Annotated in this window: 11 protein-coding genes; 3 read left to right on the plus strand and 8 right to left on the minus strand. The window is 58.2% G+C overall.

Annotation, left to right across the window (positions count from 1 at the left end):
• Positions 1-251: 251 nt before the first annotated feature.
• Entirely contained in the window at positions 252-2,522 is a 2,271-nt protein-coding gene (gene pepF, locus OS242_RS14465) for an oligoendopeptidase F (RefSeq protein WP_267152401.1), read from the plus strand.
• 37 nt (positions 2,523-2,559) lie between these two features.
• Here pepF and OS242_RS14470 read toward each other — a convergent pair whose 3' ends face one another.
• From OS242_RS14470 to OS242_RS14490, 5 genes are all read right to left on the minus strand, one after another.
• On the minus strand, positions 2,560-3,504 hold the full coding sequence (locus tag OS242_RS14470) for an aminoglycoside phosphotransferase family protein (protein ID WP_267152402.1): 945 nt from the start codon (positions 3,502-3,504) through the stop codon (positions 2,560-2,562).
• Positions 3,505-3,592: 88 nt separating this feature from the next.
• Complete coding sequence (locus OS242_RS14475; RefSeq protein WP_267152403.1) at positions 3,593-3,802, minus strand: hypothetical protein; 210 nt, start codon at positions 3,800-3,802, stop codon at positions 3,593-3,595.
• A gap of 97 nt (positions 3,803-3,899) precedes the next feature.
• Positions 3,900-4,838, minus strand: a complete 939-nt coding sequence (locus OS242_RS14480) for a carbohydrate kinase family protein (RefSeq protein ID WP_267152404.1) — start codon at positions 4,836-4,838, stop codon at positions 3,900-3,902.
• 165 nt (positions 4,839-5,003) lie between these two features.
• Positions 5,004-7,376, minus strand: a complete 2,373-nt coding sequence (locus OS242_RS14485; protein ID WP_267152405.1) for an immune inhibitor A domain-containing protein — start codon at positions 7,374-7,376, stop codon at positions 5,004-5,006.
• Positions 7,377-7,558: 182 nt separating this feature from the next.
• Entirely contained in the window at positions 7,559-8,659 is a 1,101-nt protein-coding gene (locus OS242_RS14490; protein ID WP_267152406.1) for a HupE/UreJ family protein, read from the minus strand.
• Positions 8,660-8,833: 174 nt separating this feature from the next.
• On the opposite strand from OS242_RS14490, the gene OS242_RS14495 reads away from it, so the two are divergent.
• The gene (locus tag OS242_RS14495) at positions 8,834-10,720 is read left to right on the plus strand and encodes a DUF2334 domain-containing protein (RefSeq protein ID WP_267152407.1); all 1,887 of its coding nucleotides are present in this window, start codon (positions 8,834-8,836) and stop codon (positions 10,718-10,720) included.
• Positions 10,721-10,928: 208 nt separating this feature from the next.
• Positions 10,929-12,146, plus strand: coding sequence for an FAD-dependent monooxygenase (locus OS242_RS14500; protein WP_267152408.1), 1,218 nt, complete (start codon positions 10,929-10,931; stop codon positions 12,144-12,146).
• Between the two features lie 64 nt (positions 12,147-12,210).
• Here the strand turns inward: OS242_RS14500 and OS242_RS14505 are convergent, their stop codons facing one another.
• From OS242_RS14505 to OS242_RS14515, 3 genes are read right to left on the minus strand one after another with little or no spacing between them, the layout of a single operon-like run.
• The gene (locus OS242_RS14505; RefSeq protein WP_267152409.1) at positions 12,211-12,510 is read right to left on the minus strand and encodes a hypothetical protein; all 300 of its coding nucleotides are present in this window, start codon (positions 12,508-12,510) and stop codon (positions 12,211-12,213) included.
• A 41-nt stretch (positions 12,511-12,551) separates the two neighbouring features.
• Positions 12,552-12,980, minus strand: a complete 429-nt coding sequence (locus OS242_RS14510; RefSeq protein WP_267152410.1) for an HNH endonuclease — start codon at positions 12,978-12,980, stop codon at positions 12,552-12,554.
• Between the two features lie 14 nt (positions 12,981-12,994).
• Positions 12,995-13,936: an ROK family glucokinase gene (locus OS242_RS14515; protein WP_267152411.1), complete on the minus strand. Its 942-nt coding sequence runs from the start codon at positions 13,934-13,936 to the stop codon at positions 12,995-12,997.
• Between the last annotated feature and the right edge of the window lie 58 nt (positions 13,937-13,994).

Genomic DNA, 13,994 nt, shown 5'->3' on the forward strand with positions numbered 1-13,994 from the left:
GCACAAAGCGAGGAATGCGACGCACACGCATTCCTTCTTTGTCCCTGTTCCTAAGTAATAGACAAGCAAATTTTCACTGATTTTTAATATCTCGATCATGTTTAGTCTAAACTAACGATCATGTTATAAACCAGACTTTTCTGTTTTTTCATACTAGTTCTTTTTGTCGATCTATTGTAAGATAATGTTGGCTGGTTTGGTCGAACTTGCCATTCGACCGATTTTCTGGAAGAAGGGGAGATTTCGTTTTGATGAAAAAGAAATTGCTCGTATCCGCGACTGCTGTTGCAATCGCACTGGCAGCACTGAACGCACCGTTCATCCCGCTGAACACCAACACCGTTCTGGCAGCGGCTGCTGAGACCGCTGCGGCTCCGAACTACACCAACCGCACCGAGATCCCGGCTGCGTACAAATGGAAGACTGAAGATATCTATGCAAATAAAGCCGCTTTTGATGCGGACGTGAAGAAAGTGGCTGAGCTGGGCAAATCCTTCACCGCCGCCTACCAAGGCAAACTGGCCGATTCCGCTGCGACTTTGAAAGCAGCGCTTGATGCATATACCGAACTGAACCGCGTCGCGGACAAAGCTTACGTTTACGGCAACCTCGTGTTCGACGTCAACCAAAACAACTCCGAACTGCAAGCGATCTATGACGGCGCAAGCGACATGTACAACAAGCTCAGCGAAGAGACCTCTTGGTTCGCTCCGGAACTGAACGCGATCGAAGACGCAAAGCTGGCTTCCCTGCTGGCTGATCCGTCCCTCGCAACCTACAAACACTTCGTCGAGGACAAAGTCCGCACGAAGAAGCACACCCTGTCCAAAGAGTTGGAAGAAGTGCTGGCTCAAACCGGCCCGCTGCAATCCAACCCGGAAGACACCTTCAGCATGCTGCTCAAAGACATCAAGTTCCCGATGATCAAAGGCGAAGACGGCAAAGATGTGCAACTGACCCGCGCCAACTTCATCTCCCTGATGGGCAGCAAAGATCGCAACGTTCGCAAAGCGGCGTTTGAAGCGTACTACAGCACGATCGGCAAGTTCCAAGACACCTTCTCCCAAACCCTCGGCGGCGAAGTGAAGGCCAACAACTTCAACGCGAAAGTCCGCAACTACGACTCCGCGCTGGCAGCAGCTCTGACCCCGAACAACGTGCCGACCGAAGTGTATGACAACCTCGTCGACACCGTCAACGCCAACCTGCCGCTCCTGCACCGCTACATGGAGTTGAAGAAGAAGCTGCTCGGCGTGGACGAGTTCCACATGTATGACATGTACGTCTCCGTCGTCGAAGGCGACGAGTCCTACATCCCGTTCGAAGAAGCGAAGAAACAAGTCCTCGAAGGCCTCGCACCGCTCGGCAAAGAGTACCAATCCTTGCTGGAAAAATCGTACAACGAAGGCTGGATCGACACCTACTCCACCGACGACAAGCGCGGCGGCGCGTACCAGTGGGGCTCCTATGACACCCATCCGTTCGTCCTGCTGAACTACCAAGGCACCTATGACGATGTGGCGACCCTCGCGCACGAACTGGGCCATGCGATGCAGTCGTACTACACCAACAGCAACCAGCACTACATCAACTCCAACTACCCGATCTTCACCGCGGAAGTCGCTTCCACGATGAACGAGACCCTGATGTTCAAGAGCCAGTACGCGAAAGCTGACAAGAAGCAAAAGCTGTACCTGCTCAACCAATACCTTGAAAACTTCCGCGGCACGATGTTCCGCCAAACCCAGTTCGCTGAGTTTGAGCGCGCGATTCATGAAGCGGGCCAAAAAGGTGAGTCCTTGAACGCAGACGCGATCAAGAAGATCTACCACGACATCAACAAGAAATACTACGGTCCGTCTGTTGTTTCTGACGACGGCATCGCGATGGAGTGGGCGCGCGTGCCGCACTTCTACTACGGCTACTATGTGTACCAGTACGCGACGTCGTTCGCAGCGTCCGCCGCTCTGGCGCACCAAGTCCTCACCGAGGGTGAGCCGGCTGTGAAGCGCATCACCGACAACTTCCTCAAAGCGGGCAACTCGGCAGCACCGATCGAGGTGCTGAAGGCAGCGGGCGTGGACATGTCCACCTCGAAGCCGATCGAGCAGGCGTTCGAAGTGTTTGAAGAGACCCTCGTCGAGATGGAAAAACTCGTTGCGGAACTCGAGAAAGAAAAGATCAAGATCAAAATCAACGGCACCGCTCAGACCTTCAAGCAAGCTCCGGTCAACATGAACGGCTCCGTGCTGATCCCGGCTCGCGGCGTGTTCGAAACCCTCGGCGCAACGGTCGGCTGGAACGAAGCGGCGCAACAAGTCACCGTGACCAAAGGCGACAAGAAAGTCGTCCTGACGCTCGGCTCCGACGTGGCGACTGTCAACGGCCAGCAAGTCACCCTGCAACAAAAAGCACAACTGATCAACGGTTCGACGATGGTACCGGTTCGCTTCGTCTCCGAAGCGCTCGGCGCGAAAGTCGAATGGGATGCGGAAAACGCAACCGTCGTGATCACCCAGTAACACGCCAAAAAACCCTCGGCCATCGCCGGGGGTTTTTTTATGCTTGCAACGAAAGCCAACACGCCCGTATCCAGCGCAGTTTGGTCTCGACGATGTGATCGATCTCGTCTTTGCGGAGATAGCCGTTTTTGTATTTGCCGATCTCCCAACCGAGCATCATGATCGTGTTGTCGAGCAGGCTGGCGGAAAAACCGCGGCGAAACGATGCGATGTCGAGCGACCAGCCCCGCCGTTCCAACTCCTGTCTGTACGTCTCCAGCACAAACGCATGCAACTCGTCGTCCAGCACGTCTTGCAACAAGATCGCCACATCGCGCTGCGGCAGGCCGAGCGACGCGTATTCCCAGTCGATCAGGCGCAACTGCCCCCGGTCGAGCAAGATGTTCTCCAGATGCGGGTCACCGTGCGTGAACGTCCACCGCCCGGTGATCCACTCACGCAAACGCGGATAAAACGCCTCGGCGATGCCGCGCACCTCTTGCAGAGTCTTGGCCTCGACATGTCCGGCCAGTTCCTGCAACGCCTCCGCCGCCCATGCTTCCGACGAGTGGAACGGATACTCGGTCGTCCGGCCCTCACGCAGCCACACCGCTCCCCGCTCTTCCAGCGACACGTGCATCTCCGCCAACAGCGATGCCGCCTTCGCCAGCACCAGTCGCTGCCCCTCACGATCCGCTCCTTGAAAATGCGCCTTCAACACCTCGCCTGCAGCCTCGATCAGCATCCCGCGCTCCTCCGGCTCTTCCACGACCGCATACAGAGCCGGCGCCCCCTGCGGCAACCAAGGCACCACCCGCTCATACAACGCCACTTCCTGATCGCGTCCGGGAGCGAATCGCTTGTACACCGCCCGTATCGGCTCTCCCTGCCCGTCCGACGCTTCCACCCGGTACAACTGAGCCGCATAGCCGCCCACGATCTCCTGACAGCTTGTGAGCGTCCAGCCGAGTCGCTCCAGCGCCTTGCAGAGTCCTGTCGTCATGCTGCCGCCCTCCCTTCCTCTCTCCCCAGCATAAAAGAAAAGCCCTCCTGCCGCAATCGGGCAAGAAGGCTCTGTCAAACCGGATGTGCTATTCGTAATGGCGACGGTCGCCGCCCTGATGGGACTCCGCCCATTGCAAGAAATCTTTGCCGTTCACAACTTCTGTATCATCGGTGTAATGGGAATCAAGCTGCCCCCGATGCACCAAGTCTTGCAGCTCTGCCACACGCAGGCCGGAACGGTCTGCCAGCTCAAACAAGGTGTAGGTTTTGTCGCGGTGAATACTGTTACGTTCCATCTTCGCCAAGCTCCTTCCGAGGATTTGTTGCCCTTGCCTCATCCTGTCTACGCTTAACATATCTAGATGGAGAACGTTTTATACCGAGATCCTGCCCTTACTTGCTGCCGACCGCCGGTGCAAAGTACGGCGAAGTCTTGACCCCTTCCGAGATCTGCGGGCAGACGTTATGTTTGGACGAGATCGTCCAGGCTGCCATCTGCGTGCCGCAACGAACCGCTTGGTCCAGATCGAAACCGGACGTCAGCCCGTACACCGTGCCGGAGAAGAACGAATCCCCCGCCCCGGTGGTATCCACGACGGTGACTTTTTCGCACGGCACATGGCCGGAGGTCTGCGTGCGGCTGTCATAGTAGACGCTGCCGTGCTCGCCCATCGTCACCACGGCGATCTTCAGGCCGTTCGCCGTCAGTTCACGCGCCGCTTGCAGGCAGTCATCGGTGCCGTTCAACGGGCGTTTGAAGTATTCTTCCGCCTCGCCCTTGTTGCAAATGAACAGATCGAGTTGGTCGATCATCGAACGGCGCTGCATCAAAATCTCCAAATTGCCGACGATGCCGTAGACCGGCTTGTTATATTGTTTCGCCCACGCCATCATCTTCGAGACGACCTCATCGCTGAGGTCAAACTCGATCACGATTGCGGACGACTGTTTGACAATGTCTTCCCCTTGCGTCAGGAGCATCGACTGAAGGCCGTTCAGATCGGGCTTTTGCGAAACGGACGCGACCAGTTCGCCGCCGCCGTCCAGCACCGCCAGCCACATGCCCATGCCTTGGTTGCATTTGATCACACGGTCTGTCTTGACACCGATGTTTTGCAGGTCTTTGACCACAGCCGCCCCTTGCGCCGTCTCATCGACCGAAGAAAGAAATTCCACCGTGCCGCCCGCGCGGCCGATCGCTTCCGCCACGTTGCGGGCAACGCCGCCGTTGGCAAATTCGATCAACCCTACGTTTTTCGTTTCCGCGTTGATTTTGGCATTGCCGTAGCCCTTGATGTCCACGAAGACAGTCCCGATCACTGCAATCGTCATTGTACTCCCTCGCCTCCCGTAATTAGACCCAGATCCCAACTACCTCTATCGTTTGTCTACTCTTCATTATACTCGAAAATTGCAACTCCCCAACCTTTTTTTACACGATGCTAAAAATAGGTCAATAAAAAGACCTCGTCCCATAAGGAACGAGGTCTTTTGGTCTTATTTGTAGAGAACGACTGCGCCGACGGAGTTGTCTTTTGCCGCGCCGTTTACACGAACTTTCAGGCCGTAGGTGTCAAGCTTCTTACCTGCGTCCAGCAAGAACGGGTTGGTGTAGTCGCGGGAGTCGTCGAACAGGGAGACGCCTGCTGCCGACGGAGCGGTCAGTGCGCGGCCGTCCGGGTACAGGATGTCGAGGACGGAGGTCGGCTTGAGGCCGAACGCTGCGTCACGAACGTGGAAGCGGGTGTCCGCTTTCGCACCGTTGCTCCACACGAGGTCTGCATCGGTGTGCGCATCGACGACGCCGAGGAAGCCTTCGCCCGGATGCACGCCTACCCAGTTGTCGGTGTGGGTCGGGTCGACGTACCAAACGACGAGACCCGGATCGAAGCTCATGACCGAACCGCCGCGGTTGATGTGGCCGAGGCCCGCATCGACACCCGCGTGGTTACGCCACTCGAGCAGGTAGTAATGATCTGCGTATTTGTTGCCGTCGAACTTCTCGAAGCCGTTCAGGGTGAACTTCGGCGTACCTTCCGCGCCGTCTTCGAACAGGGTTGCGCCGTCAGCGGTCACCTTCACGTTGTCCGCGAAGAAGCCGGTCAGCGTGGTGCCCCAGTCGGTTGCGTAGCGCATGCGCAGGTCGATCTTCTTGCCAGCGTATGCGGACAGGTCGAACGATTGAGCGGTCCAGCCGTTCGAGTTGCCGGTGAAGCCCGGCATCGAGTTCAGGATGGTCGGGTAGCCTTCCGGAACAACGTCGGAACGGGTGTTGCCGTTGCCGATCGAGGTCCAGGTAGCGCCGCCGTCTTCAGAGACTTGTACGAATGCGAAGTCCCATTGCTCTTCGATGTCGTACCATGCGTCGAAGGTCAGCTCTGCGGAAGCTTTGCCGGTCAGGTCGAGGGAGACAGCCATGTTGGTGTCGATCTCGTCTTGTTGGCCGGACCAGAACTCATAGGAGCCTGCTGCCGGAGTGTTGATCGGAACTTTCTTTTGCGGCAGGTTGACTTGGAGCGCTTTGTTGTTCTTGCCCAGCGGCGAGTTCGCTTGGTCAAGCAGGAACTGGGAGCCGTTTTTGGTGATGTCTTCCCACTTCACGACGGTCGGCTTGGTCCAGTTGCCGCCCATGACGGATTGGAAGTACGCTTTGCCCCACGGAGAGAAGCCGGTCGGCTCGGTGCCGCCAATCTTGCCCGCCCAGGAACCGGAGGACATGATCGACCAGTAGGAGACCGGTTCGCCTTTGCCGGAGTAGACGGTGTCGTACTCGTCCGGCAGACCGAGGTCGTGGCCGTATTCGTGTGCGAAGACGCCAGTAGCGCCGTCTTCCGGCATCATGGTGTAGTCGTAGAAGCCCGGTTTGCCCGCGCCCAGACCGTCGAGGTCAACGAACTTCGCGGAACGGTGCGACCAGATCGCATCGTCGCCGAGGGAACCGCCGCCCGCTTCTTGACCCACACCGGAGTGGATGATCATCAGGTGGTCGACGAGGCCGTCCGGCTCGCGGAGGTTGCCGTCGCCGTCAAGGTCGTGCACGTCTTCTTGGTCATACTCTTCCACCGGTACGCCGGCAGCCAGAGCTGCTTTGTACGCGTCGATGACGAGTTGCTTGGAGCCGCCCGGAGTCACGTTGTCGTGGCCGCCGGTCGAGCGGTCTGCGCCGTAGAACTTCGCGGTGCCCGGCATTTTCAGCCAGCCGTACGCTTTGCCCTCAACGGTGTAGGAGCCGCCGGATTGCTCGAGGTAGTATTGCTTCATGGAGACGAAGTCTTCGCCGTTCGGGCCTACTACGCCGTCTTCACCGAAGATCATGTCTTCGAAGTGGTTCAGGTTGTAGTCCTCATAATAGTTATCGGTTTCATCCGAAGTGATGTTGTTGTGTGCAAAGTCGGAGAATTCAACGTTAAGTACGAGCACCTTGTCCTTGCGAACCGGGCCGGAGTAGGTCGATTCTTGAACCGGGTCCGGTTGACCCTTCAGGTGACCTTTCTTTTTGCCGTCGCCGTTGAGCAGGCCGTTGTTGAACTCTTTGAAGTTCTTTTGCTTATCTGCTGCTGCTGCCTTCACCTGAGCCGCGAACTGGTCGCTTTCTTTCGCGCCGTCGGACTTCCCTTTCAGGTTGAGATAGGTTTGCAGAATGCCTTTCTTTTGCGACTCGGTCGCGTTCGCCGGGATGACACCGCGTTTTTCCAGTGCGGTGATCAAACGGTCTTCGTTGATGATCGCGAGGTCGAGTCCCCCATGTGCATGATTGTGCTCGACTGCTGCGCCTTCAAGCGGTGCAGCAACTTGTGCGTTGGCGGTACCGAACAGCGTGCTCGCCAAGAGCGCGCCGGTGACGCCAGCTGCCAGAAACTTCTTTTTCATAGCAGTAGATCCCCCTTTTGGTTTCTATCTCTCTCACATAATTCAGTATAATTGACAGAAAGTTCGAATGTCAATCATTTTTCATTAGGTTCCCGAAACTTTGAAATAAACAACTAGGGATAATGAGCATAATAAAGAGCGCCTCCTCACTTAAGATGAAGGCGCCCATTTACAAAGTCTGCTCAAACAAGAAAAATTCGTTGAATGAGCCAGAACAATCCAAGCAGGAAGATCAGTCCGGATCCGACCCGCACAAAGGCGGCGTGCCAGGAGCGACGGCTCAGATAAAACAGGATCGGCAACACGAGCAGGACGATCGCCAGTTGGCCGGCTTCGACCCCGAGATTGAACATCAGGAGCGACAGCACCATCCGCCCTTGCGGCAACGCTGTCTCCGCCAGTACCCCGGCAAAACCAAATCCGTGGATCAAACCGAAAGCAAACGTCAGCAACCAGCGGTATTTATAGTCCGATCTGAACAGATTTTCCGCCGCCACATAGCAGATCGATGCGGCGATCATCGCTTCGACAAACAGCGAGGGCAACGTGACCGCCCCGAACGCAGCCAGCAGCAGTGTGATCGAATGCGCCGCCGTGAACGAGGTGACGATGATCGCGATATCTTTGAAGCGTCGCACGACAAGCAGGAGCGCGAGCAGGAAAAGGAGATGATCATAGCCGGTCAGGATATGCTCCACGCCCAATTTCAGAAACTGCTTGACGATGGCACCGGCGGAAAAAACCTCCTCCGCCGTCTTCAGCTCACCGACCTCGCCGAGGCGAAACGTGCGCTCTTCCTCTTGGAAGATAAACGTGGTGGTCTTCTCCCCCATTCGGATATTGGCAAAGTTGGTGTGCGTGTGTTTGTTGTTGCGCACATACAGGTCGTTGGTGATCGCAATGCTTTTTATCGCGGACTCCGACGGGAACGCATAATCGAATTGGACCAGCTCGACTCCGTTGCGGTTGGTCAATTTCAGCCCTTCCGGTTGCGGCTGCAGCCGGACGCCGTTCGCTTCGACGATCAGCTTGGCCGCGACGGCGGGCACCATTTTCTCCTTGTGCTCCGCGAGATAGGCCTCGGTGAACGGATCGCCGTTCCACGGTGTTTTCGCCACGTCGAGCAGAAAGATCTGTTCGAGGAAGACGGTCATCATCACGCGGTTCGGTTCGATCAGGATATCCGAATACCCTGGGCTGTTGTCATGTGCCGAAGCGGGCAAAGGAAGCAAGAGCGCAAGGCAAACGAAAAGACACAGGAACATTCGAAATATTTGATTCACAGTCAAATTCCCCTTCAGTCTAATTTTCCACCAACTAAACATGTACCACACTTGATTGATTTTTGACAAGGATTGTTTCTTCATTTTCGTGCGGTTTTTCTTGACGAATCGGGCTTGGCAGGGCAAAGTGAGAAGAGAGATTTAACGAACGTGCAGAAGGAGATATTTATTGAAATGAAAAAAGCGCTGCTCGCTCTTCTGTTGGCCGCCGCACTCGCCGTACCAGTCCCCCATGACGCGCGCACCAACTCCTTCCCCAACCATGACAAGCAACATGCGATGCTGCGACTCGAAGACGTCGGCCCTGGCGGATCCTACGAGACGCCGGACGACCTCGGCAAGCTGCGAGCGATTTTTGATTACTTATATGAAGCAAAAGTTCCTTATCACGTCACGGTGATCTCCCGTTCAAAACACCTGCAGGCGGACGGCACGTGGTATGACAAAGGGATCGACGATCCGACTCCGGACGAAAACGTCCGGCAGTTTATCCGCCTGCTCCGGACAGCGGAGGGGCGTGGCGCGGTGCTCGGCATGCACGGCTACTCGCATCAGTACGGAGATCGGGAGCGCAGCGATGCGAACCACATCACCGGCACGGGCAACGAGTTTAACATCGAAGACGCGCCTGAGACGCAGACGGCCGCCTATGCGTCCGACCGGATCAACAAAAGCCTGCACGCGTTTCAAAAGGCAGGGTTTACTCCGGCGTTTTTTGAGGCGCCGCACTACCACGACACCCGCGAGCAGGAAGAGGTGTTCCGCTCGCACATCGGCATCCTCTATCAGCCGGACTTCCGCTCGTTGCGTGCGCTCAAGGACATCTCCGTCTACGAGACGATCAACGTCCACGGCCGCACCACGCTCGGCTCGGTATATGTGCCCGCTCCCTTGAAGTACATCGCCAACAACGACAGCGTCGCCAAGGTGCTGGATCGGCTGGACACGTACAAGGGGCTCGGGGCGATGTATTATCACCCGTTCCTGGAGTTCCATTTCCTCGAACCGGTGCTCGACGACAGCGGCCAGCCGGTGCTGCGCGACGGACTGCCGGAGTACCGGTACAAAGCGGACACGCCTTCCGTCTTGCACACGCTCGTCGAAGGGTTTCGGGAGCACGGCTATGAGTGGAGGTCGCTCCACGACATCGTGCCGTTCACCCCGGCGCATCGCGTCGATCTGCCGCCCGGCTTGCAAGCGGATGATCTGCTGATCGGCGATGTGACCGGCAACGGCCATGATGATGTGGCGTTTCGCGATCAGAGCGGGCAGGTCTCGGTGATCTCCGGCTCTTACACCCTGCCGCGCAACCGCGCCCAACGTCCGGCGAAGGAATGGCTGCGACGGTCCTTTGATGACGTGTACCGCCTCGCTCTCGCCGACAGCAACGGGGACGGCCGCGACGATCTGATCGCCTACCACCGGGACAGCGGCGAAGTGCAGGCGTTCGAGTCGGACGCGCTCTCCTTTGCGCCGAACGGCACGCTGCTCGGCTCGCTGCCCGCCGGGATCGACCGGCTCTATCCGGCGTCGATCAACGGTGATACCGAGATCGACCTGTACGCCCTGCGCGACCGGGACGTATACGCCACCTTGCTCCAGTCGGGCAAATGGGGCGGGTCGGAGAGGCTGTTCACCTTGCCGGACGATGCCACGCTGTTGATCGGCGACATCGACGGGGACGGGGCTGCGGAGCCGTTCTACTACGCTCCGGATGATGAGTCGCTGCATCTCTTCCGCCGCGATGGCGACCGGTTCGTCAAAGCGGGCACGTTCCCGGTGCCAGATCCCCGCCACATCGGGCAGGTGCTGACGGGCGACACCAACGGCGACGGACGGGTCGACGTGATCCTCGGCGATCTGCGGGCCGGGATCTGGGAAGTGCTCGAAGGCCAGTCGGACCTCACATTCCGACCGCTCGCCAACCGCTACGGACCGTGGGCCAGCGGCGCAGAACGGGCTGCGATGACCGCCGATTTCGACGGAAACGGCAAAGCGGATCTGGCATCGTTCGATCCGGAGCACCGCTCGATCGATCTCTCTCTTTCCTTCCGCAAATGATCGACAACAGGCGATTCGAGGCGTCCCCTTCGGATCGCCTGTTGCTTTTTGCGTCCAAACGCATAAACAGTCGAAATAAGCAGGAAAAACGAGCCATTCAGCGGAAAAATCGCCTCTCCTTTCACTTGGAGATATTTAGGAGGTCTTGTATCTTTCTGGAGATCGCTCTACAATATGAGTAAGTACTCAATCTGTCGAGGTGATCGGAATGGAAACGGTACAAACGGACGTTTTGATCGCAGGCGGCGGCCCCGCCGGTATGGTGCTCGGATTGTTGCTTGCCAAACGCGGGATCGATGTCTTGGTGTTGGAACAGCAGGCCACTTTTGATCGGGAATACAGGGGCGAAGTGTTGCAGCCGCGCTTTGTCCAGATGATGCAACAATTGAATCTGCTCACTCATTTGGAGCAATACCCGCACATGCGGTTGGAAGCGGCCGAGTCGTATCACAAAGACCGCCGGCTCGGCCATGTGGAGTTTCGCGATGTGTCGCCCGAGATCCCGTACGCGATCTGGATGCCGCAACCGATCCTGCTCCAAGCTCTGCGTGACAAGGCGCAGACGTTGCCTTCCTTCCGCCTCTGGTTCCATGCCTCGGCCAAACGACTGGTGCAAGAGAACGACTCCACGGTCGGTCTCGTCGTGGAAAAAGACGGAGCGGAGATCGAAGTGCGCGCCAAAGTCACCGTCGGTGCTGACGGACGTTTTTCCACCGTTCGACGGTTGGCGCAGATGGAGTTGGAATACGAGCATTATGAAAACGACCTGATCTGGTTCACTTCGCGACGCCCGCACGGAGAGCACCCGACCTTACAGATCAAGCTGTCCGACCGCCACGCCTACATCGTGCTGCCAAAGTACCCGGACGCCGTTCAGGGCGGAATGTTCTTGAAAAAAGGCGAGTGGAAAAACCTCCAATCCTCCGGGCTGGAGCCGATTCGAGCGGAGTTTCTGGCAGCCAGCGAGGCGTTTGCCGAGTTTGCCGGGCGCGTGCAGAGCTTCCGGGAGTTTTTCCTGCTCCAAGCGCGGATCATGTACGCGAGGGAATGGGCCCAAAACGGGCTCCTGCTGATCGGAGACGCCGCCCATTGCGCGTCTCCTGCCGGTGCGGTCGGCGTATCCCTGTCGGTGGCCACCGCGATCCTCGCAGCCGATGTGATCTCGCGCGCACTGGCAGACGGCGATGTGTCAGCCGCTCGATTGCGGGAGGTGCAAGAGATGCGCTCACCCGAGATTCGCCGCGTGCACGCCCTGCAGATGCGAGCGGAAAAGGGGCTGATGACCCGCAACAAATGGGTCTATCAGATTCGTCCTTACGTGATCCAATTCGCGATGAAGAGCGGCCTGTTCAAAGTTTTCGCTCGCCGCCTGCTCCTGAACGGCGCACCGTTGCCGATCTCGAAAGAATTTACATTTGAAACATGATCCATGCCAAAAAAGCCTGCGTCGAATCGACGCAGGCTTTTTCTCGTTTCTTTGCTGTTACCGTTCAGCGATGCAAAACGCCGGTGTAGTCTTCCCAGCCGGATGCGTCTTTCGCCGTTTGCCATTCCTGTTCGTCGAGGATGTCCCGCAGCGTGTACCAGCCGTCACCCAGATCGTCGAACGTCATCAGGTAGCCTTCCTGTTGCGGAGTCAGACGCAGAGCGAGAAGATACGCCCGCTCTTGGATGAAAAAGAGCTTTGCTCCCTCGTAATCAAATACGCCGTGCCCTTCGATCTCCAAGTGCAATTGTTGACCGACCACGTTTTCCAGACAGTCTTCCATGAGTCCGATTTCGTTTCGCATCGAGACACCTCCGAATCTGTACCCTGCTTGGCACTAAGGTATCAGATGGTGGAGGATGCGTCCAGAACCAGTCCGCACCCGGAGGCGCAACGTCCGTCCTGCAGCTCACCGCCGCACCGACAGAGTCGCCCGTTCTCCGGCAGCGGGTCGAGCCAGACATACTGCCCAGAATCGGTCAGCCCGTAGCGAGGCAGCAGCACGCGCTCCCGATAGCGGCGCAACGTCGCCTCCACCGTCTTGGATCGATGAGCCTGATGGTGACATTTCGGATCGAGGCAGACCCCGTTGTCTGCTGTGCCAAGGCCCCCTTGACTGCGAGGGATGATGTGGTGCACCTCGCGACCCGGTCGGCCGCACAGCACGCACGATTCGCCGTCGCGGGCGCGGACATGTGCGCGGACGAGGGTGCTGAAATCATTTCGCTTGCTCTCCGCCTGCCGCCGCTCCCACGTCTCGCGCCGTGTGCTCATCCGCGTTCCTCCCTCTACTGCCCGATGTGCAGCAACGCCGCCCCGATCACGCCCGCATCATTGCCGAGCTCCGCCAAACGGATCGTCGTGCCCCGGTGGACGCGGGGGAGCGTATAGCGTTCAAACGCAGCTCGGAGCGGTTGCAGCAACGCATCGCCCGCTTTCGACACCCCGCCGCCGATGACGACGCAGTGCGGATTGATCGTGATGCACATGTTCGACAACGCAAATCCGAGGCGGTCGACCGCATAGTCCAGCACCTCTTGCGCCAACGCATCGCCTTTGGCCGCGTGTTCAAACACATCCTTTGTCGACAGCACGCTCACCTCGCCGAGCGTCGTGTGATGCCCCGCCTCGATCCGGGATTCGGCCGCAGCGACGATGCCGGTCGCCGAAGAGATCGTCTCCAGACACCCCAGCCGTCCGCACGCGCACGGGCGTCCGTTCGACTCGATGGTGACATGCCCGATCTCCCCGGCCATGCCGTTCGAGCCGTGGACGATCTTGCGGTCGATCACCACCCCGCCGCCGACGCCGGTGCCGAGCGTGATCGCCAGCACGTCCGGGAAGCCCTTGCCGCCGCCCGCCCACGCTTCGCCGAGAGCGGCTGCGTTTGCGTCATTTTCCAGTGCGATCGGCAGGTCGCCCAGCCGCTTTTTCATCTCGTCCTGGAGCGGCACGTCCCGCCAGCCGAGGTTGACCGCCTGCTCGACCCGGCCCGTGCCAAAGTCGATAAATGCAGGCACGCCGATCCCGACGCCGCTGATCTCCTCCCACTGCCAGCCCGCCTCCGCCGCCACGTCGCGGCAGAGCTGCGCCATCGTGTCGAGCATGACCGCCGTGCCTCGCTCCGCCTGCGTCGGGCGCTCCGTTTTATACGCGATGGAGCCGTCCTCCCAGACGGCAGCCCCCTTGATCGTCGTGCCGCCCACATCTATGCCTACCCACTTGCGCATCTGTCGCTTCCCCTTTCTCCTCATCAAGCCTCGTCAATCTCATGAAAAACGCTCGCTA

It is taken from the genome of Tumebacillus lacus (assembly GCF_026410385.1).
GTDB lineage: Bacteria > Bacillota > Bacilli > Tumebacillales > Tumebacillaceae > Tumebacillus > Tumebacillus lacus.

What these genes read in the sequence shown, in the direction of transcription:
- OS242_RS14500 (WP_267152408.1), top strand. Translation starts at nt 10,929, where the DNA reads ATGGAAACGGTACAAACGGACGTTTTGATCGCAGGCGGCGGCCCCGCC.
- OS242_RS14485 (WP_267152405.1), bottom strand. Translation starts at nt 7,376, where the DNA reads ATGAAAAAGAAGTTTCTGGCAGCTGGCGTCACCGGCGCGCTCTTGGCG.
- OS242_RS14470 (WP_267152402.1), bottom strand. Translation starts at nt 3,504, where the DNA reads ATGACGACAGGACTCTGCAAGGCGCTGGAGCGACTCGGCTGGACGCTC.
- OS242_RS14495 (WP_267152407.1), top strand. Translation starts at nt 8,834, where the DNA reads ATGAAAAAAGCGCTGCTCGCTCTTCTGTTGGCCGCCGCACTCGCCGTA.
- OS242_RS14480 (WP_267152404.1), bottom strand. Translation starts at nt 4,838, where the DNA reads ATGACGATTGCAGTGATCGGGACTGTCTTCGTGGACATCAAGGGCTAC.
- OS242_RS14475 (WP_267152403.1), bottom strand. Translation starts at nt 3,802, where the DNA reads ATGGAACGTAACAGTATTCACCGCGACAAAACCTACACCTTGTTTGAG.
- pepF (WP_267152401.1), top strand. Translation starts at nt 252, where the DNA reads ATGAAAAAGAAATTGCTCGTATCCGCGACTGCTGTTGCAATCGCACTG.
- OS242_RS14510 (WP_267152410.1), bottom strand. Translation starts at nt 12,980, where the DNA reads ATGAGCACACGGCGCGAGACGTGGGAGCGGCGGCAGGCGGAGAGCAAG.
- OS242_RS14515 (WP_267152411.1), bottom strand. Translation starts at nt 13,936, where the DNA reads ATGCGCAAGTGGGTAGGCATAGATGTGGGCGGCACGACGATCAAGGGG.
- OS242_RS14505 (WP_267152409.1), bottom strand. Translation starts at nt 12,510, where the DNA reads ATGCGAAACGAAATCGGACTCATGGAAGACTGTCTGGAAAACGTGGTC.